This is a genomic window from Radiobacillus deserti (assembly GCF_007301515.1).
In the GTDB taxonomy this organism is placed as follows: Bacteria; Bacillota; Bacilli; order Bacillales; family Amphibacillaceae; genus Radiobacillus; species Radiobacillus deserti.
In genome coordinates this window covers 783950-803773 of the sequence record NZ_CP041666.1, presented here as the reverse complement: position 1 = coordinate 803773, position 19824 = coordinate 783950, and the positions used below count along the sequence as shown (strand labels likewise).

19 protein-coding genes and 1 pseudogene are annotated in these 19824 nt (G+C 37.5%); 8 read left to right on the top strand and 12 right to left on the bottom strand.

Features of this window, described 5'->3' with window-relative positions:
* Positions 1-353: 353 nt before the first annotated feature.
* The 10 genes from FN924_RS04345 to FN924_RS04305 all read right to left on the bottom strand — a co-directional run bounded on the left by FN924_RS04345 (position 354) and on the right by FN924_RS04305 (position 12241).
* Complete coding sequence (locus tag FN924_RS04345) at positions 354-737, bottom strand: MazG nucleotide pyrophosphohydrolase domain-containing protein (RefSeq protein WP_143892221.1); 384 nt, start codon at positions 735-737, stop codon at positions 354-356.
* A gap of 220 nt (positions 738-957) precedes the next feature.
* A complete protein-coding gene (locus FN924_RS04340; RefSeq protein WP_143892220.1) occupies positions 958-2886 on the bottom strand; it encodes a glycoside hydrolase family 127 protein in 1929 nt (642 codons plus the stop codon).
* A gap of 41 nt (positions 2887-2927) precedes the next feature.
* Entirely contained in the window at positions 2928-3533 is a 606-nt protein-coding gene (locus tag FN924_RS04335; protein ID WP_228409566.1) for a carbohydrate ABC transporter permease, read from the bottom strand.
* Positions 3530-3775, bottom strand: coding sequence for an ABC transporter permease family protein (locus FN924_RS19225; RefSeq protein ID WP_228409565.1), 246 nt, complete (start codon positions 3773-3775; stop codon positions 3530-3532). Before FN924_RS19225 ends, FN924_RS04335 begins: the two co-directional genes overlap by 4 nt.
* A 14-nt stretch (positions 3776-3789) precedes the next feature.
* Positions 3790-4701 carry a carbohydrate ABC transporter permease gene (locus FN924_RS04330; RefSeq protein ID WP_228409564.1) on the bottom strand — a complete coding sequence of 304 codons (912 nt, stop codon included), beginning with the start codon at positions 4699-4701 and terminating at the stop codon, positions 3790-3792.
* Between the two features lie 65 nt (positions 4702-4766).
* Positions 4767-6047, bottom strand: a complete 1281-nt coding sequence (locus tag FN924_RS04325) for an ABC transporter substrate-binding protein (protein ID WP_143892219.1) — start codon at positions 6045-6047, stop codon at positions 4767-4769.
* A 133-nt stretch (positions 6048-6180) separates the two neighbouring features.
* Positions 6181-7215: a LacI family DNA-binding transcriptional regulator gene (locus tag FN924_RS04320; protein ID WP_143892218.1), complete on the bottom strand. Its 1035-nt coding sequence runs from the start codon at positions 7213-7215 to the stop codon at positions 6181-6183.
* A gap of 299 nt (positions 7216-7514) precedes the next feature.
* On the bottom strand, positions 7515-8957 hold the full coding sequence (locus FN924_RS04315) for an aldehyde dehydrogenase family protein (RefSeq protein ID WP_143892217.1): 1443 nt from the start codon (positions 8955-8957) through the stop codon (positions 7515-7517).
* Positions 8958-8971: 14 nt separating this feature from the next.
* Entirely contained in the window at positions 8972-10603 is a 1632-nt protein-coding gene (locus tag FN924_RS04310) for an acetolactate synthase large subunit (protein ID WP_143892216.1), read from the bottom strand.
* Between the two features lie 27 nt (positions 10604-10630).
* Positions 10631-12241 (bottom strand): FMN-binding glutamate synthase family protein, encoded by a 1611-nt coding sequence (locus FN924_RS04305; RefSeq protein ID WP_194709687.1) that lies wholly within the window; start codon positions 12239-12241, stop codon positions 10631-10633.
* 296 nt (positions 12242-12537) lie between these two features.
* Between FN924_RS04305 and FN924_RS04300 the strand changes: the two are divergent.
* The 4 genes and pseudogenes from FN924_RS04300 to FN924_RS04285 all read left to right on the top strand — a co-directional run.
* Positions 12538-13122: pseudogene (locus FN924_RS04300) on the top strand (response regulator transcription factor); the annotation flags it as partial.
* On the top strand, positions 13118-14239 hold the full coding sequence (locus FN924_RS04295) for a sensor histidine kinase (protein ID WP_143892214.1): 1122 nt from the start codon (positions 13118-13120) through the stop codon (positions 14237-14239). The pseudogene FN924_RS04300 and the gene FN924_RS04295, both read left to right, overlap by 5 nt.
* Before the next feature lie 92 nt (positions 14240-14331).
* Positions 14332-15222, top strand: a complete 891-nt coding sequence (gene vanY, locus FN924_RS04290; protein ID WP_143892213.1) for a VanY-A/VanY-F/VanY-M family D-Ala-D-Ala carboxypeptidase — start codon at positions 14332-14334, stop codon at positions 15220-15222.
* A gap of 185 nt (positions 15223-15407) precedes the next feature.
* Positions 15408-16151 (top strand): hypothetical protein, encoded by a 744-nt coding sequence (locus FN924_RS04285; protein WP_143892212.1) that lies wholly within the window; start codon positions 15408-15410, stop codon positions 16149-16151.
* A gap of 246 nt (positions 16152-16397) precedes the next feature.
* Here the strand turns inward: FN924_RS04285 and FN924_RS04280 are convergent, their stop codons facing one another.
* Together FN924_RS04280 and FN924_RS04275 are read right to left on the bottom strand one after the other, a co-directional pair.
* Positions 16398-17462 carry a hypothetical protein gene (locus FN924_RS04280; protein ID WP_143892211.1) on the bottom strand — a complete coding sequence of 355 codons (1065 nt, stop codon included), beginning with the start codon at positions 17460-17462 and terminating at the stop codon, positions 16398-16400.
* Complete coding sequence (locus tag FN924_RS04275) at positions 17452-17925, bottom strand: sigma-70 family RNA polymerase sigma factor (RefSeq protein WP_267129019.1); 474 nt, start codon at positions 17923-17925, stop codon at positions 17452-17454. Before FN924_RS04275 ends, FN924_RS04280 begins: the two co-directional genes overlap by 11 nt.
* A gap of 388 nt (positions 17926-18313) precedes the next feature.
* Between FN924_RS04275 and FN924_RS19220 the strand changes: the two genes are divergently transcribed.
* From FN924_RS19220 to FN924_RS19205, 4 genes are read left to right on the top strand one after another with little or no spacing between them, the layout of a single operon-like run.
* Entirely contained in the window at positions 18314-18493 is a 180-nt protein-coding gene (locus FN924_RS19220) for a helix-turn-helix domain-containing protein (protein ID WP_228409563.1), read from the top strand.
* Positions 18494-18521: 28 nt separating this feature from the next.
* The gene (locus tag FN924_RS19215) at positions 18522-19145 is read left to right on the top strand and encodes a DDE-type integrase/transposase/recombinase (RefSeq protein ID WP_228409562.1); all 624 of its coding nucleotides are present in this window, start codon (positions 18522-18524) and stop codon (positions 19143-19145) included.
* A 19-nt stretch (positions 19146-19164) separates the two neighbouring features.
* Positions 19165-19476: a Mu transposase domain-containing protein gene (locus FN924_RS19210; protein ID WP_228409561.1), complete on the top strand. Its 312-nt coding sequence runs from the start codon at positions 19165-19167 to the stop codon at positions 19474-19476.
* A 28-nt stretch (positions 19477-19504) separates the two neighbouring features.
* A complete protein-coding gene (locus tag FN924_RS19205) occupies positions 19505-19813 on the top strand; it encodes a hypothetical protein (protein WP_228409560.1) in 309 nt (102 codons plus the stop codon).
* Positions 19814-19824: the final 11 nt, after the last annotated feature.

Here is a 19824-nt window from a genome sequence, read left to right as displayed (position 1 = left end):
GCGAATCTATCACAGATATAGCATAAATATTAAAACGGTCGTTACGGTCATGGATAAGCTTCCTTCTTGATTAAGCGGTAATATAAGCTCAGAGTCTTTTCATAGAAGATATTAACATATTCTGTAAGTAATTAATTAAATTTTCTGTAAATAGGAATGGTAAATCCCAAACTATTCTTGTTTTTATGCCCTACTAACCGCAAAATTTTTCAACCGTTTGGCTTCACCACTATTCTGGCTTTAGTCTTAAATCTGATTTTGTGATAACAAAAAACCTTCCCAAAGGAAGGTTTTATAAATTTATTTAGTAATAACCTTATTGTCCGATTCATTACCACCATTTGTGATACGAATCACTTTTTTATAACCCCTACATCCCTATTCTTCCTGTTCCTCACTTCCTCCATCTTCTGATAAAAGCTATCCTCTAAATCTACTTCAAAGTAGTTCGCAAATTTTGTGATGTAAGCTATACAATCAGCCAACTCTTTTCCGATATCTTCTCTCACAGCATCTTTAGCCGCTTCAAACGCTTCTCTCTCATCCATGCCATTATTAATAAGAGTATTCGTATGGTTGAATGCCTTTCGTAATTCTTCCGCAACCTCCGCTACTTCAGTAGTAAGGAGCATATAGTTATTCAAAAGCGAGGCTCTAGTCCGCTCGTAGTTATCCGTTGAAATTTCCCAGTTCATTTCAGCTTGATAGTTTTTGGCAAACGCTTGTAACTCTTTCATTGTACCCACCCCACTAATATATTTAAAACTATGATACACCTTTTCACGAACTAGAGGGAAGGAATGTAGTCTACCTTTGAAATGGCATATCCAAATAAAAGCACTTCAAAATCCCCTTAAATAACAATAGAAAAAGACCGTCTATTTGACGATCTTTGACTAAAGGAAATTAACTTTAATTATGTTCTGTAGTTCGTTTCTTCTATCTTATATTAAAATATTATCTTTCATTAACCCATACAATCATCTCTCCAGCTTCACGGTTACACCATGCATAGTAAGGAATCGCTTTCATGGTCACAATATCCCTTGTTTGACGAGCTGGTCGGTAGAGGTCAGAACCCCATGCGTTTTGATTAATTCGCTCAGCCTTACCAGTGATCACTACAACACCATTTAAAAGGTGCTCATCATAAGTTGCGGTTAGCTCGGCATCTCTAGGTAAGAAAATACTTGGGAGGTTCTTTCCATTATCTACTTCTTCTAGGCAATAAACAATTGGACCTCTTTGGATCGCAACTTTACCGATATTAGCCCGTACAAGTGGGTTGGTTTGAATTCGTTCAATGGTCATTTCAATGTCCAATTGAATTGAATCCATTTCTTTCCAGGTACGATTAATGTACACATAACCGTCTTTAACCAATTCGCCATAATCCATTACTTCTCCATTCACTTTTATACTTGCATGTCTTGCCCACCCCGGAATTCGAAGTGCTATTGTGAAGTTTGCTTCTGTTTCAGGGGATACGGTTAATGATACGGAACCATCCCAAGGATAATTTGTTTGCTGCGTGATGTCTATTTGCTGTCCAGCTACATTTACTTTCGTTTGGTTCCCCATGTATAAGTGAACAAATAACGCATTCTCTGATTGTGTATAGATATATTCTCCAATAGAGGCAATTAGTCTAGCGATGTTTGGGGGGCAACACGCACACCCAAACCACGTTTTTCGTACTGGCTTGACATGTTTTTTCTCATGACGCTTCTCACAAGCCTCTGGTTGAACTTCAAGTGGATTAACGTAAAAGAATTTCTTACCTGACAAATCCATTCCACTTATCGTACCGTTATATAATGCACGCTCCATGACATCTGCATATGTATGATGGGCTTGTAGCTCAAGCATTCTCTTCGCCCAGAATACTAATCCGATAGAAGCACATGTTTCCGTATAGGAAATATCATTTGGAAGATCGTAATCAAAGGAGAAGGCTTCTCCAAATTCCATCGACCCTATTCCTGCCGTTATATACATCTGCTTTTGTGTCACATTTTCCCAAAGTGTTTCACAGGCGCGTTTTAGGGATTCATCGTTTGTTCTTGAAGCTAAGTCTGCCATGGCAGTGTACATATATACAGCACGAACCGCATGCCCAACCGCTTCTTTTTGTTCACGAACAGGTAAATGAGCTTGACTGTAGGCATGATCATTATGAAACCAAAATGGTTGTGTATCCCCTCTATTTTCTTTCTCCAATTCAAAGTAGTGAGGAAGCTTTCCACGCTCATCGATAAAGAATTTACTTAAGTTTAGATATTTATCGTTTCCAGTTACATCATAGAGTTTAACTAGTGCTAGTTCGATTTCTTGGTGACCTGGATACCCTTTTATCCCTTCTTCTCCGAACACCGTACCAATATAATCTGCATACCTGCACATCATGTGTAAAAATTTTTCTTTTCCTGTCGCTTTATAATAAGCAACTGCTGCCTCCATTAAGTGACCTGCACAGTACAGTTCATGATTATCACGTACATTAGTCCAGCGTTTATCTGGTTCTTTAACGGTATAATACGTATTTAAGTATCCGTCTTCTCCTTGCGCTCTTTCTAATAAATCAATTACTTCATCAGCTATATTTTCTAGATTTTCATCAGGGTTGTTTTCTAAACTATACGCCACTGCTTCTAACCATTTTGCAACATCGCTATCTTGGAATACCATTCCATAAAATTCTCCTGTTTTCTCACCTGCTGCAATTTGAAAGTTTTCGATGGCATGACTAGGCTCTGTATCCGGTAATCGGTCATTCAATGCATCCCATTGATAAGGAAGAACTTGATTCCGAATCACTTCCATTCTTTCTTTCCAGAACTTATCCGTTATCGTTACCTTCGGACGCTTTATCTCTTTCGTTTTCATCTAGCATACCTCCAAGTATTATATCTTGTAATTAATAAAACCTACTTCACAGCTCCAGTAGTCAATCCACTAATAAAATATCGTTGTAAGAAAATGAATAGAACAATAATCGGCAAAATACTGATGATAGAACCTGCAGACAATAATCCCCAGCTCGTTCCGTATTCTCCAATTGCCAAATTCGTTAATCCTAAGTTTAATGTTTGTAAGCCTTCACTATTTGCGAATACTAACGCAACCACAAAGTCATTCCAAGTAGTGTAAGCGGAAAAGATAGCAACTGTTGCTACACCAGGCCATGCAAGTGGTAATATAACTTTAAAAAACACTCTAAATTCACTCGCCCCATCAATAAGCGCAGACTCACGTAAGCTAGTAGGGATAGCATCAAATGAGTTTTTCATCATATAAACAGTAAACGGAAGCTGGAATGTCACATAAATAAGTACTAACGCAGCATGAGTATTCAACAAACCTAAGCCTTTAATAATTGAGAACAACGGTATTAGTAGCCCGTGAAATGGAATCATCATTGCCATTAGAATGAATGTAAGGAACACATGTTTAAAAGGAATATCTAATTTTGAAAACCCATAGCCTGCTAGGGAACTAATCAAAACAACTGCCATAATGGTGATAACGGTCAATGTAACACTATTTGTGTGAAAAAGCTGACGAATATACCGTTGTCTGTCATGAATATTTCCTTATAATTAGCAAAGGTTACCTGATCTGGAATCCATTTAGGTGGGTACTGAGCAATGTTGCTTGGTGTCTTTAAAGAAGTACTGATGATCCACAAGAATGGTAGTAAAAAGAAAATCCCAACAACTACATTGACAAGATATAACCCTTTATGTTTGCGAATACTTGATAATAAATTAGTCACCTTCAATCCACCTCCTAATTAACTGGATCCTTTAACAATTTAAATTGGAGCATACTTAAAATTACAAGAATGATTAATAATACTATGGTCATAGCAGCTCCATATCCTAACTGGTAATACTTAAAGGATGTATTATATATTAAGTGAACAGCGGTAGTAGTAGCCTGGGCTGGACCACCCTTTGTCATAATTAGGAACTGTTCAAAAGCTAGTACCGAACCAATAACAGATACGACAAGAGAAAGAGCAATAGATGGTCTTAACAAGGGTGTAGTAATGTATAGAATTTGTTGGAATTTTGTAGCGCCATCAATTTTCGATGCTTCGTAAACTTCTTCTGGAATAGATTGAAGCCCGGCAAGCAGAATAATCATCGTAAAACCAGCCATTTTCCATGCAATCATAAATGTGATTGCTGGTAAGGACGTGCTTGCTTGGCCTAGCCAGTTTATCGATTCGTCTATAATATGAAATTGCACCAAATAATAATTCAACACGCCATAAAGGTCGTTATACACCCACATCCACATTAAGCTACAGGCAACCATCGAAATAACAACAGGGACAAAATAGATGGATCTAAACAGTCCTATCCCTGGCAGCTTGCTATTAATCAATAAAGCAAGTGCAAATGCGACAAAAAAGATTGCTGGTGTTACTAGAATCGTATATTTAGCTGTAAACCATAGGGAATGCCAGAAAGTATCATCTTGCATTAAATTTATATAATTTTGTAAACCGATAAATGTTTTAGCACCAAGAACTGGCCAATTATAAAAGGACATAATCAGTGATTGAATTAATGGATAAAAAAAGAAAACTAAGTTTAGTACAATAGCTGGAACGATAAAAATGAAGTGGCTTAATTTTATTTTTTTTCTCCCTTTATAAATAGAAGGATTTCCCATTGCCAATTCGCTCTTCATAAAGTACCCCTCCTTTTATGGTTGGAGGAAAGGAAAAGGAGATATCTTCCTTTCCTTCCCACGAACTATTTAGAATCTAGGATTTTGTTAATCTCCTTCTCGGCATCTCTAAAAGCCTCTTGAGGTGATACTTCTCCTTTTAATGCTCTTTGAATAGAGCTTAAAACTGGTTGACTAAAAATCTCATTGTACTGAATAGAATAAGGTGTCTCTGCCACTTTCAGAGCTTCTGTGAATACTTGATACCTAGGCTCTTCTTTAAAATATTTGTTTGCGAACAAGTCCTCACGCACTGGTATTCCACCTTCTTTTGCAAATACACCGACCTGAACCTGTTCAGATAGTACATATTCAATAAATTGCTTAGCTTCTTCTACATATTTGGAGGAGTTCGGTACCGCAATTAATTCTCCACCCGCGAATGAAGAGTGATTTTTGCCTTCGTTTTTAGGAATCAATGTCAATCCCCAATCAAGATCAGGGTAGTCTTGACTTAAAATTCTTGGGAAGAAGTTTCCAGTGATAAGCATACTTGCCTTACCGGATGTAAACGCATCCTGTGATTGCGACCAGCTATAGTTAGGAACCCCTTCAGGTGTGACTTTCTCATTGGCCACTAAGTCAACATAAAATTGTAATGCTTCAATTGCTTCTGGTGAATTTATAAGAGACTCTGTTCCATCTTCACTAAGAACTGCACCACCATTCCCCCAGATATAAGGCAAGAATGTGAAAACCTGTCCTCCTACGTCAGCTCCTGCGAATGTATAACCATAGCGATCATCTGTCGTTAATTTTTTCGCAACTTCTTTCAATTCATCCCAAGTTTGAGGTGGATCATTTGGATCTAGACCAGCTTCTTTAAAATGTTTTTTATTATAAAATAAAGCGGATACATCTGCACTAAACGGAACTGCATATTGTTTACCTTTAAAACTACCCGTATGGACCATAGAATCCATTAATTGGTCTTTAAATTCTAATGAATCATAGAAATCAGTAATGTCTTTAAGCGCACCAATCGAAGAAAAATATGGAGCAAAAACTAGATCAATAGATAAGATATCTGGTCCAGTATCAGAGGCCAACGCAGAAACAAATTGATCAGTAAAGTTAGCATTCGGTATTGCCTTAACTTTTACAGTAAAACCATGATCTCCAGCATTAAAAGATTCCACAGCTGCTCTAACATTTAATTCACTTGATTCACGTGTCCACATTTCTAAAACCTTTTCTTTACTCCCATCACCAGTTCCACTCGACTCACTATCGCTGCATGCTACTAACATCATGAATAGCGATACAAACAATAACATAATCCCAATACTTTGAACCCTTTTGTGCATGTTACAAACCTCCATTTAATTTAAATTTGCAAACTTATTATGACTGCGCTTTCATTTAGTTGTATTACTTTTATATGAAAGATTAATCAATGTACCAACCAATGATTAATCGTTTAACCAAATGGTAAAAAAACTAAATTTTACACACAGAATTTCTGTTAATCATTTCACAATATAGCTTTAATTCTCTTTCTTCTAACGTTTTACCATTTATTAATTCATGGAGTATGTAGGTTGCTTTCTCCCCCATTAAGTGAAGTGGAATCGACATTGTTGTTAATTCAGGAGATGTATACGCACTAAACTCACGATTATCAAAACCAATAATAGAAAGATCACTAGGTACGTTTAATCCTTTTTCTTTCGCTGCTTTTATAGAGCCGTATGCCATCAAATCGTTTAAAGCTACAATAGCTGTCGGTCTGTTTTTCTCATCCAGAAGTTCCTTAGTCAGATAGTAACCAGATTCTACCTCCCAATCCCCATTCTTAATCAAACAAGGCTCCAAAGTAACCCCATTTTCCTTTAATGCTCTGCAATACCCATTAAATCGTTCATGCGAATGAACAGAATCAACCTTCCCACTTATTAAAGCAATTTTTTTATGCCCATGTTCAATTAGGTGCTTCGTAGCTTTATATGCAGCTTCTTCATCATCATAATTGACCGTATAGTCACTTTCATTTGTAGTCTTACAATATGTATAAACCACTGGAATTTGAATAGGTGGAATAGCCTCTGTAACATCTCGATTATACGTTCCTATATAGATAATTCCATCCACTTGATTCATATGCAATTGTTCAAATGCTTGCGCTAAAAGCTTTCTAAGTTTATCTTTATCCGAGAAATCTGTTCCCATTTTATGAAAGATCCGTAGATTTACTAGTAATATCCCTAGTCCATTATTTTCAGCTACTTCATTTATTCCATCTATAATACTAGGTGTATTAAAAACGGTTACGTCTTCCGCGATAATTCCTAGTGTACTTGTCTTTTTAACCTTTAAACTTTTAGCAATCCGATTTGGTGTATAGTTAAGTTCATCTATAACATGAAGTACTTTTTTCCTAGTATCTTCCCCAACTCGCCCAGTACCATTTAACACATGAGACACTGTAGCGGTTGAAACACCTACCCTTTTAGCGATATCCTTTATATTCGTCATATAGTTCCCCTCTTGATTAATCGATTAATCAAATAATACCATGTAAACCCTTTCAACGTCAATGTAATTTTCCGTATTAAGACTCATCATCTGTTTCTTAAGTTTCCCCTTTTCACCATTAGGATTTTGCTTAATGCAAGCCTTATTCTGAAACCACATCCATAATTTTTTCTCTTTCCAAAAATAAAGGTGCTAACCTCTTAGATCAGCACCTCCCATTTTTTAAACGATAAACCACATCACATTGTTTAGCATTCTGTTACTATGAACTAATGTATTTACCTTTCAATCGTTATATATTAATTGGTTTGATCAATTTTAATCCCAATAAATTTCATTTCCGTCATGTCTTCTATGGCATATTTTACGCCCTCTTTTCCAACGCCACTTTGTTTTACACCACCATATGGATGGTTATCCTGCCTATACGTAGAGATTTCATTAATCCAGACGCCACCCATTTCTAACCGATCAGCAACGCGCATGGCTCGGTTAATATCTTTCGTAAAAACACCAGCCTGGAGTCCGTAGATGGAATCATTGGAATACTGGATGACTTCCTCTTCTGTTTGGAATGGAATGATAGACACAATCGGGGCAAATACCTCTTGCGCAATAATTTTCATGTTTTCGTCCACATTGGTCATGATGGTAGGGGATAATATCGAACCATTCCGCTCGCCGCCGACTGCGATATTCGCACCCTTGTCTACTGCATCATCAATCCACTGCTTAGCCCGCTTCGCCTCTTCTTCATTAATCATCGGGCCAATGTCTGTTTCTTCCTGGACTGGATCACCGATTTGTAATGCTTTTGTTTTTTGGATGTAGGTGTCAAGGAATACATCATAGATGTCTTTGTGTACATAAATTCGTTGTGCGGAAATGCAGACTTGACCGGAAAATGCAAAAGCGCCTTTCACTAATTCTGTAGCCGCATCCTCCATATTTGCATCCTCGAATAATAGGTTTGGAGAATTTGATCCAAGCTCTAACGTAACTTTCTTAAATCCAGCTGTTTCCCTAATTTTCCTACCTACTGGAAGGCTACCAGTAAAGCTAATTTTATGAACCTTGTCATGCGTCACAAGGGGTTCCCCAACTTCTTCACCAGTTCCAATAAGTAAATTAAGTACACCGTCAGGTAAACCTGCCTCTTGAAACAACTTAACAAGCATATAGGCTGAAACCGGTGTTTTTTCCGCTGGTTTAAAAACGACCGTGTTGCCCGCTGCTATGGCCGGAGCAAGCTTATGGAGAGAAAGATTTAATGGGAAGTTAAACGGTGTAATAGCCCCCACTACACCTAGTGGCTCTCGCTTAACTAGACCCATTCGATGTTCACCACCAACAGCTGCGTCCATTGGCAACACTTCACCGGTAATATTTTTTGCTAACTCAGAAGCAAAACGGAGAACCTGGATAGATCGCTCAACTTCACCACGGCTATATTTAATTGGTTTACCTGCTTCCTTGCAAATCATAGTTGCAAAATCTTCTGCTTTTGCTGTTAGCAAATCCGCTGCTCTTCGTAATATGTCAGCACGTTCATGTGCTGGCATTCTCTTCATTTCAGAATGAAACGTATCAAAGCTAATTGTTACAGCGTCTTCAAGATCGTTCTTAGTTGCCAATTTTAATTCCGCAACCTTATCGTTATTAAAAGGATTATGGACAATCATGGTTTGCCGATTTTCTTCTGCTCGTTCTTGACCGTTGATAATGGAACCAATTTGTAACATACGACGACCTCCAATCAACAAATAATATTTCCTAGCTTCTCGGTAAGCTTCATATTTTCACGATAATCGACAGGACAATCAATTAATACAGGCTTGTTCAACGATATCGCTTTCTCTATTGTTGGTTTTAGTTCTTCTGTCCTTTCAACGTTCAACGCCTCAAAACCATAGGACTTAGCTAGCTGCTCAAAATCTGGATTACCAAATTTTATATGGGAGGAACGATTGAAGGCTTTCATTTGATGCCATTCAATTAAGCCGTACCCCTCATCACGCCACAACAGAATTACAATCGGTAGGTTTAGCCGTTTGGCAGTCTCTAGCTCTGCACTCGTCATTTGAAAAGACCCATCTCCGCATACAGCAACCACTTGACGTTCTGGGTGAACCATTTTTGCAGCAATGGCACCGGGAACCGCTACCCCCATTGAGGCTAGCCCATTCGAAATTAAGCAGGTGTTCGGTTGATAACAATGGTACAATCGGGCCATCCACATTTTGTGTGCACCTACATCAGAGATTACAATGCTGTCTTCCTCCAATACAGAACGTAAATCCGAAATGATTTTTTGTGGTTTGACAGGAAATGCATTGTCGTTATTAAACGATTCTAGCTCCGTAAATGCTTTATCACGAACATGTGATACCCAACTCAAATCCCTTTCTTTTGCTGGAAGTGCCTTTTTTATATTCTTTATATTTTCTTTTATATTCCCTACAACGTTTAACCGGACAGGGTAGCACGCATCGATTTCTGCTTCCTGTGTATCAATGTGCAGGATAGGAGTTTTGCCCTCCGGATTCCAGCTTTTTGGTGAGTACTCAGCCATATCAAAGCCAATCGCAACAATTAAGTCTGATTCACCAAATCCACACGTAATATAATCATTCCCACCTATTCCCGCGGTTAGTAAACTATGCTCATCTGTCCATGCTACTGCACCTTTGCCCATAAAGGTATGTACAACCGGAAGATTGGCCACCTTTACTAAGGACCTTAACTCTTCCGTAGCATCCCCTCTTGTTACTCCATTTCCAACTAATAGTAGTGGACGCTTCGCTTGTTCGATCATCTTGGCCGCTTCGTTAATGACTGGTTCATCCGCTTCTGAAAGATGGTGGCGAACAATATCTAAGGGTGAACTGTCCACATCCATTCCCGCAACATCCTCAGGAAGCTCGATATGAGTTGCTCCAGTCTTTTCCTGGGTAGCAACTTTAAAGGCTTTCCGAACCACTTCTGGAACAATATCGGGCGTTTTTATCTGGGCATTCCATTTTGTTACTTCCTCATAAACAGATACCATGTCGTAATATTGATGGGAAACCTTATGCTGACGACCAAGTCCTGCTTGTCCCGTAATAGCAACTATCGGGCTTAGATCCATATTGGCATTAGCTACCCCAGTCAATAAATTGGTTGCGCCAGGTCCAAGTGTGGCTAAACAAACGCCAGGCTTCCCTGTAAGTCTGCCATATGTTCCTGCCATAAAAGCTGCACTCGTTTCATGACGTGTTAAAATAAATTCAATCGTTGAGTCGTGAAGGGCGTCCATTACATCAATGTTTTCCTCACCTGGTACACCAAAAATATATTCGACTCCTTCCTGTTCTAAACATTTTATGAATAGTTCTGCAACTTTCAATTCCTACACCTTCTTCCTAAAACTATATTAAGAAATATCATGTATACTCTTAGGCTTTACCATTGATTGATAGATATCCTCTAGGGACCATGTCCTTCCTTTTTCGTCTCGATAAACGATGTGTTCTGTTGAAAATTTAGTTGGTGAATCTATGCCCGCTGCTGCAGATAGCCGGAATAGTCCTTTGCGCATCGTAATTAAGTAGTTTGCCGTACGCCATTTTTTTTCTTCAATGACGAGCCCTTTTTGCAGATCAGGATCTGTCGTTGCAACCCCGACCGGACATGAATTAGATTGGCACTGTAGTGCTTGGATACAACCAACAGTTATCATAAAAGCTCTAGCGACATTCACCAGATCTGCCCCCATAGCTAGTGCAATAGCAATACGGTCAGGGGAAAACAATTTCCCTGATGCGATAATCTTTAATTTGTCTCGTACACCGTATTTTCGAAGAGAATGATCAACTAACGGCAGAGCCGACCGAATCGGTAACCCTACACTGTCCGCTAATTCTTGGTAGGATGCCCCTGTTCCTCCTTCCCCACCATCTACTGTAATGAAGTCTGGACCCATGCCCGTTTCCTTAATCGCTTTGGCAAGCTCATCCGCCTCATGACTACTTCCAATCACAACCTTCATACCTACAGGCTTTCCAGTATGTTCACGAACCTTTTCTAAAAATTCAAATAAGGAAGGTAAGTCACTGAATTCTCGAAATCGATTTGGACTGTCGATCGATTTATAAGGCTCTACCATTCTTATTTTGGCAATTTCCTCTGTAACTTTCTCTGCATCAATATGGCCACCTCGTGTTTTTGCCCCTTGCGCTAATTTAATCTCGAACGCTTTCACTTCCGGAATTTTGCTTTTTTCTAGTAATGCATCCCAACTAAAGTTTCCTCCCTCATCTCTTACCCCAAATAAGCCGGGACCGATTTGCATGATGATATCTACACCACCCTTTAGATGATAATCAGATATCCCACCCTCACCAGTATTCATCCACGTCCCTTTAGCAATTCCTAAGCCTTCTGAAAGGGCCGTAATAGCTCTCTCTCCTAAGGATCCGTAACTCATCGCAGACATACCAATCTGCCCTTTCACCTTAAACGGATGTCTCGTTTGTTCCCCAATCACAATTGCCTCCTCATCTTCCAATAAATAAACCCCGGACTCATCCTTATCTAAACGTTCTTCTCTTTGTCCAAATAAAGGCTCATTAACCAACAGATAGCGGTTTGTCGTGACTTTCGTTTTACGATCCATCTTTAGTTCCTCTGTTAATTTAGGGAACAGAGAATTACGGATGTAGAATCCAGGCTCATCAAAATCCCGTTGTGATCCATACCCAATCACATCACGTTTGTATTTCGCCTTTTTCACGATATGCTGATACTCATTTCGTGAAAAGGGCTTCCCCTCACGATTGTTATTAAATAAATATTGGCGTAACTCTGGTCCAATATTCTCCAAAAAATACCTTACTCTTCCGATTAACGGGTAATTACGAAGAATGGGGTGTTGTTTTTGCCTTTTATCTACACTTAATAATTTGAAACCAATAACTAAGAGTATAAGAATTACAATCGTACACACCACAAATCCAACGATTGTCATAATATCTGCAATATTCACATACCATTCCTCCCATAATAGTGCTACATGTAGTTTGACCTTTTGTGGAATTATTATGAATGGGAGCGTGAGGACGGGTCTTTCAAGACAATCAAGAAATAAAAGATCGTAATCAAAGCAAAGACGCCCCAGCTTATTTAAGGAAAACTTAAGAATTCCCCCTCTATAATTTTAAAAAATTGCATTTATACTCGCACATAAGTAGATATAAATTATGCTAAATTGCAGGATTTTCTCATAAGTAAAGGTACAATACTTATAGTGACGGATGAGAAGTGTACATAGGAGTGACGGAATTGAAGCGTATATCGATTTTAGTGGCGGATGACGAAGAAGAAATTGCCGACTTGGTTGCGATCCATTTAGAAAAAGAAGGCTACCATGTTATAAAAGTATCTGATGGCCAAGAGGTCATGGATATCATTCAATCTCAGCCAATTGATTTGCTGATTTTGGACATTATGATGCCGAAAATGGATGGATATGAAGTAACTCGTCATATTCGTGAACAGTATAATATGCCTATCATTTTTTTGAGTGCTAAGACCTCTGATTTTGATAAGGTACAAGGACTTGTGATTGGCGCAGACGACTATATGACAAAACCGTTCAGCCCGATCGAGTTGGTTGCACGGGTAAATGCACAGCTACGGCGTTTTATGAAGCTGAATCAACCGGAATCCAACCCTCAAACCATCTTAGATTATGGAGAGCTAATTATTTCAGCTGATGAGCGCACCGTTACGCTTTACGGGAGGAGCATTGAGCTAACACCAAAGGAGTTTGACATCTTATATTTACTAGCGAAATATCCGAAGAAAGTATTTAGTGTGGAACATATTTTTCAGCAAGTATGGGGAGTGGGATACACATTCAATGGATAAACTTTTACAAAGCTTTCGCTCAAAAATGATATTCTTATTCGGTTTAAGCTTGCTTATGGCTGGCAGCATCACCTATATCCTCTATAAAGTGCTTCAATTATATTATCATACGATGGTCGATTATGGAGACCCTTTGGTGCAGATGCGATTGTTCATAGGCCGAGTGGGAGACATTAACTTCTTTTTATTCTTTTTTATCCCGCTTTCGATATTCTTTTTCTTTGTACTTACAAAGTCTTATTCTACCTATTTCAAAGAAATTTCGAACGGCATTCATTCTCTTGCTCGTGGGGAGTTTACACATCGAGTTCAGGTTCGATCAAACGATGAATTGAGTGTGATTGCACAAGATATTAATCTAGCGAGTGAGCATTTACAAGAGGCCATCGAAAGAGGCGACTTTTCGGAAAGTAGTAAGGATCAGTTAGTCGTAAACCTGGCCCATGATTTGCGTACACCACTCACCTCTGTTTTAGGTTATTTAGATTTAATTCTTAAGGATGAAAATTTAACAGAAGAACAGAAAAGACATTTTCTTATGATTGCCTTTACGAAATCTCAGCGTTTAGAACGACTTATTGATGAATTATTTGAAATTACTAGAATGAACTATGGCATGCTGCCAATTAAACAGGAGCCTATTAACCTGAGCGACCTCCTCCATCAGTTAAAGGAGGAGCTATATCCTGTCTTCGAAAAAAATCATTTGGCTGTTAGAATGAATGTCCCTCCCCAATTACCAATCTTGGGAGATGGAGAGCTGTTGGCACGTGTGTTTGAAAATTTACTGACGAATGCAAGTCGCTATGGAAGTGATGGTCAGTATGTGGATATGAACGGCTTTACTGAACATGGAGAAGTCGTAGTTCAGATTATCAATTATGGTACGTCTATCCCTGAAGAGGAGCAGCCCCACCTCTTTGATATGTTTTATACCAGTGACAAAGCGAGAACAAATCCAGGAGGGGGTACTGGGATTGGCTTGTTTATTGCCAAGAATATTGTCGAGCAGCACCATGGAACCATCACTGCCGAAAGTAGTATCGTTCGTACCATTTTTGAAGTTCGTTTACCACAAGAAAGTAGCACGGAAGAGCAAGTGCAAAACCCATAAGTTTTAAGAAAAATTTAAAGTTTACCCCACTCTTTTATTAAATAGTTTTTCCTATCCTTAAACACATAGCAGCTTAAAGGAGGAACTAATAAATGAAGAAGTGGGGATTTTTAATCTTACTAGTACTATGCTTTGGTATTGCCTATAAGAACGTACCGTTGTCTCAGGATAACGTGGAAATCAAAATATATGAGGAAAAAGAGAAGATAGAGACTTCTGAGAAAACCAAAAAGATAGAGATTGAAAAGGAACAAATCTACCAAGGAAACTTACTCTTAGTAAACAGTGATTACCCTGTCCAACCGGAGAGTATGAAAACCGATGTCGTCAACTTATTTACACACACTGAATTGATAAACGGTTTTGTAGTGTTGAATAACGATATTGACTTGTCTGAAAAAATAGCAAAAGAGTTTGCAGATTTGGTTGCTGCTGCAGAAAAAGATGGCGTTAATCATTTCGCCATCACTAGTGGCTTTCGAGATCTTAGTGACCAACAAGCCCTTTTTCAAGATATGGGGCCAGATATTGCTTTACCACCAGGACATAGTGAACACAATTTAGGCTTATCACTAGATGTAGGATCCACCCAAATGAAAATGGAGGATGCACCCGAGGGAGAATGGATTGAAAACCATGCGTGGAAATACGGATTCATATTGCGCTACCCTGAGAACAAAAAGGACATTACCGGCATTCAGTATGAGCCGTGGCACATCCGCTATGTAGGCTTGCCTCACAGCGCGATTATGAAAGAGAAAAATTTCGTTCTCGAAGAATATTTGGATTACCTGAAAGAAGAAAAAACGATTTCTGCGGATGTGAATGGGAAAAATTATGATATTTTTTATTATCCTGTCACCGACAGTACTAACGTACAAATCCCTGCTAATTCTCATTATGAAATATCAGGGAACAATATGGATGGAGTTATTGTGACTGTGTGGGATGAGCAACCTGATGGGAATCAAGTAGAGGATTAAATCCATAGTGTATTTTTACACATCTATGGGTTTTCATCTCATCATACATGAGGAAGTAGCGATTCCCCAGCAGCAGGAAACTACTTTTCTTTTAAATGATAGGAATAAGATTCAAGTATCACCTTTAAACCTTCCATAAAATACCGATAATATTTAATAACAGTATTTGGAAGGAGGAGGAACCAGTGAGAGTTTCTGAGACAAATTCTTTATTCATGAATAAACAAATCAATAATCAGACAAAACAACTTTCCAATCCTAAAAAGAACAATCAAACATTTCATGATTACCTTGAAAAAACTAACATAGATCTTGCATCCTTGAATAAGTTACAGGACGCTTATACGAATAAAGTAGATTTTATTCGTGCAAAAGGGCAAAATACAGACGCACCATTCCTTACGCTCGACGATTTAATAAATACCTTATCAGATGAAAAAAACGCATTAACATTAACACCTGGAACAAAGATTAAATTAGCAGCTTATCGTAATCCTGAAGTTTATGTAACAGTGAAAGAAGATTCTGTTCATATTTCAACTGATAAAACAGCTCTCGGAAGTGCTTATGTGGATGCTTTTAATAGCACAGTAAGAAAAATGCTTTACGTAACAGATTCTAATGAAATTCCAGACTTATCTAAGCTGTCTAAAGAGGATTTAGCCATCGTAAAACAAATGCAGAATGAACATACTGATGCTGTAAAAGGAATTGGCGGTGACGAGGAGTATCAGTTTTTACACACCATTGCGGAGTCTTTAGGCAATTTCATCCGTTTTGCAAATGGACAATCACCATGGGTAGCAGTTCAAAATCACGAGGAAATCAAGAAAGGCCTAGAAATGATGGGAATTGATACAAGCCAAGCCTTTTATGTTAATGGAAGTAGTTTATATGTTGGTGAAGATGGTCTTGTGAGAAAATCGTAGCTGATAATAGACAAGCTTAAAAAAGACAGGTTATGCCTGTCTTTTCGATTATCCGTACAAAGGTAAGTGTATTATCTATGCATTTCCGCTCGTATATTTTTCATACCAATCTTTGCCTGATGTCCAACTCTCAACTGTGTATTTTTCGCCTAGTCACAATTGCTTCATCCCTCTAATCATATTTCTTAAAAATGATCATAGCGACAAATGAAACGATAGTAGCAAGTAAAAGAACAGGAATGTCCATTATTGAATTTGTTTACCGTTCGCACTATAGATAAAAAGCTGGTAAGAATCGCTTTTTAAGACTGGAGGAGTACTAGATGATTCTAAATACTCTCTTACTAAACTTTTCAAGTACTTTCCATGTTCAGTATCCGAAGTAGTTACGGATGTATTTATCTTGAAGGTGAGTGGATTCTCTTTAAATGAAAACCCTGTAACTTTGTATTTTTCGTTTTCTGTTAATTCTCTTGCCAATTTTCCAATTTTCGCATCTAAATCTGTTAATGGTCTGAAGCTCGAACCATCATCATTAACGGACTCTTTAGGACCTGACGCAATTACATGAATTTCATATCCATTGAGATCAGTAATACGAACCAATTTACTTTTTATAGATTGTGCGTATTTAAGCAACTCTTTTTCCTTTTGCATGGAATTCTTTATGTGAACAGATATATATTTATCAATGGGTTCCACAAATATATAATTTGATTTAACCTTTATCTTTGATAGTGATTCTACTATCTCCGTATGCACCTTTTCTTTCTCAAGTTTTTGTGTATTAGAAAGCGAATACGTACCTCCACCTTTCTCTACTTTAACTTGAAATAATTCGTAATTTTCCTCATTCAAAAAATTTTCAACTGTATTTTTAAGGTCATTCTTTATTGAAGCAAAGTATTCTGGATTCTCTTTCACTTTTATTGTTATCTCATTGTTAAAAAATACAGATACACTAATATCCATATTTTTTGTATAGAAGTCTTTTTTTTCTAAGTCCGACGTAATTTGCTCAGATAATGGGTTAAGATTAAATAAACTAGATGTTAAGGGGAGCTCAGAAGCAAATACCATTACCGTTTTAGAATGTAAGAGAGTATTAATACATAATAGCAACACAACTAAAGTAGCTCCGATAACATACAAGCTTTTTTTTCTACGTGAAAGTTTAGATATAGAGGCAAAACTTTTGCCTTTTGATATTTTTTTAACATTATAAGCAGAATTAACACCAGATTCTATATACGAATCTAGTTCATTTGGAATCTTAATTTTATTCATTTCTGACTTAATATTACTTTTCAAGAAAATCTCTCCTTTCTGCTTTACTTTGTAATTTGTCTATCGATCTGTAATAAATCGATTTTATAGTTCCTATTGGTAATTCCAACGTTTCAGATATTTCTTTAAATGTATAATCAAAATAAAATTTTAAAATAATCACTGACTTCTCATTAGGCTTTAAAAGTGAAAGTAAGTGGTCAATTGAAATTTTTAAATGTATATCTTCATTAGTATAAGTTAAACTTTCCAAATACCCTTCATCGATATCCACTACTTTATTCTTAGATTTCACAACATTTAAGGCACAATTTATAGTAATTCTAACAATCCAAGTTTTAAAATATTTGGGATTTTTTAAATTAGAGATATTACGAAATGCTCGATAAGCAGTTTCTTGCATTACATCTAAGGAATCTTCTTTATTTTTGGTGTATAAAAAAGCCGTTCTATATAATTGCTCCTTATATAAGTTAAACACTTCAATAAATGCCTCTTTATCTCCACGTTTAGCTTTTTTACTAATCTTTTAATTTTCATCACCTCTTTATTCTCCCTATAAATTAGACAATGGCGTGCTTTATTTAGTCTCAAAAAAACTAAATTTATTCAATATATAGGTTAATTTACCTAATAGTAGTAATTTGTACATCAAACAAAAGTCCTTTGCATTGGAAATACTACATTTCCAATGCAAAGGACAGAATAATGACACCTTACAGATGCTTTTCCAATTATTAGTCAAAATGGTGTAACTGCTAAACTAAATTGAACAGTTTTTGCTCGATAAAACTGAACACTTTCTGCTCCAATCACCTCCAATCAGTTATTATTAGAAAGTATGAAAATGACTGAAGCGATGGAGGATCAGGAAGGTGTTGAAAATAGAAGTGATTGTGCAAGTTCACCAATTGAAAAGGCAGGGTTTTAAAGTCGCTGCTATTGCTAGAAAATGCAACCTATCAAGAACAACAGTATATGAATATTTAGAGAGGGATTTTGAAGAAGCATGTAGGTGGGCAGAAGATTTGAAAACAAAGAACACGGAAGCTTGATCCTTTTCAGGATCAAATTATTGGGTGGTTGAAGGAGCACCCGGATTTATCAGCTTCGCAAATTTCAGATTGGTTAGAGGAGCGGTACTCCTTTTCCAATGTTGGTGATAGTACTGTTCGTACTTATGTAAGAGAATTAAGGGGGAAATATCATATACCTAAAACAGTTACATTTCGGAATTATGAAGCAGTAGAAGAATCACCAAAGGGAAAACAAATGCAAGTAGATTTTGGGGAAATGAAGGTTAGAACAATTGAGGGGAATTGGATAAAAATATATGTCATTGCCTTTGTCCTTTCCCATTCACGGTATAAATATGCGGAGTGGCAAGACCGACCTTTTACTACTCGTGATGTATTGCGTTGTCATGAGAATGCGTTTGAGTATTACGGAGGTAGGACAGACGAGATCGTATATGACCAAGATAAGCTGATGACGGTAAGTGAAAATGGTGGCGACATTATCTATACGGAAGAGTTTCAAGCTTATAAACAACAAAGAGGATTTTCCGTTTATTTATGTAAAGCAGCAGACCCAGAACCTAAAGGAAAGATTGAAAATGTGGTGAAATTTATTAAAAGGAACTTTGCGAAGAATCGGGTGTTTAATCAAATTGACACATGGAATGAGCGAGTGTTTAGCATGGCTTGAAAGAAAAGGAAACTACCAAGTGCACAATACTGTCGAAGTGTTTGCCCTGGAAAAGCCACACTTGCGAAAAGTCTCCTCTCTACTCTCTTACGAGAGTAACCATGGAACAAGTATAACAAGAACGGTGCATAAGGACAATATAATCAAATACCAATCTAATCGTTATTCGGTTCCACTTGGAACATATAAACCACAGGGTGATAATACGGTCTATATTCGAATCGAGGAAGAAGAACTTATTATCGAAAAGACACCAAGAGGTGTATCATTGGCTACTCATCCTCTTTCAAGAGGAAAAGGTCAGTTGATTAAGATATACACACCACTCTAGAGATAGATCAAAAGGTATTCAAGCATATATGGATACAGTAAAAGGCTCCTTTAATGACCCAGAGAAGATTCAACTCTTTCTTGAAGAGATTTATAAGCGATATCCAAGGTACATTCGAGATCAGCTTCAAATTATCCAAAGAGCAGTTAAAAAATATCAACCTTTTATTCATTCTGCTTTAGATGTTTGCATCGAACAGACTCTATGGAGTGCCAATGATTTTCATGATGTCGTAAATCATTTAGCAAGAGTTCAGGGACAAGAGATTACTACTTTATCGTCTGATATTCCAACCATAGGAATGACCCCATTTATTACAAAGAAAAGGCATCGGTAAGAGAATGATGG

Excerpts from the sequence above, each read along its gene's own strand:
- FN924_RS04340 (WP_143892220.1), bottom strand. The coding sequence starts at position 2,886 with ATGAAAACGAAAGAGATAAAGCGTCCGAAGGTAACGATAACGGATAAG.
- FN924_RS04345 (WP_143892221.1), bottom strand. The coding sequence starts at position 737 with ATGAAAGAGTTACAAGCGTTTGCCAAAAACTATCAAGCTGAAATGAAC.
- FN924_RS19205 (WP_228409560.1), top strand. The coding sequence starts at position 19,505 with ATGGATACAGTAAAAGGCTCCTTTAATGACCCAGAGAAGATTCAACTC.
- vanY (WP_143892213.1), top strand. The coding sequence starts at position 14,332 with ATGAAGAAGTGGGGATTTTTAATCTTACTAGTACTATGCTTTGGTATT.
- FN924_RS04330 (WP_228409564.1), bottom strand. The coding sequence starts at position 4,701 with ATGAAGAGCGAATTGGCAATGGGAAATCCTTCTATTTATAAAGGGAGA.
- FN924_RS04320 (WP_143892218.1), bottom strand. The coding sequence starts at position 7,215 with ATGACGAATATAAAGGATATCGCTAAAAGGGTAGGTGTTTCAACCGCT.
- FN924_RS04295 (WP_143892214.1), top strand. The coding sequence starts at position 13,118 with ATGGATAAACTTTTACAAAGCTTTCGCTCAAAAATGATATTCTTATTC.
- FN924_RS04315 (WP_143892217.1), bottom strand. The coding sequence starts at position 8,957 with ATGTTACAAATTGGTTCCATTATCAACGGTCAAGAACGAGCAGAAGAA.
- FN924_RS04325 (WP_143892219.1), bottom strand. The coding sequence starts at position 6,047 with ATGCACAAAAGGGTTCAAAGTATTGGGATTATGTTATTGTTTGTATCG.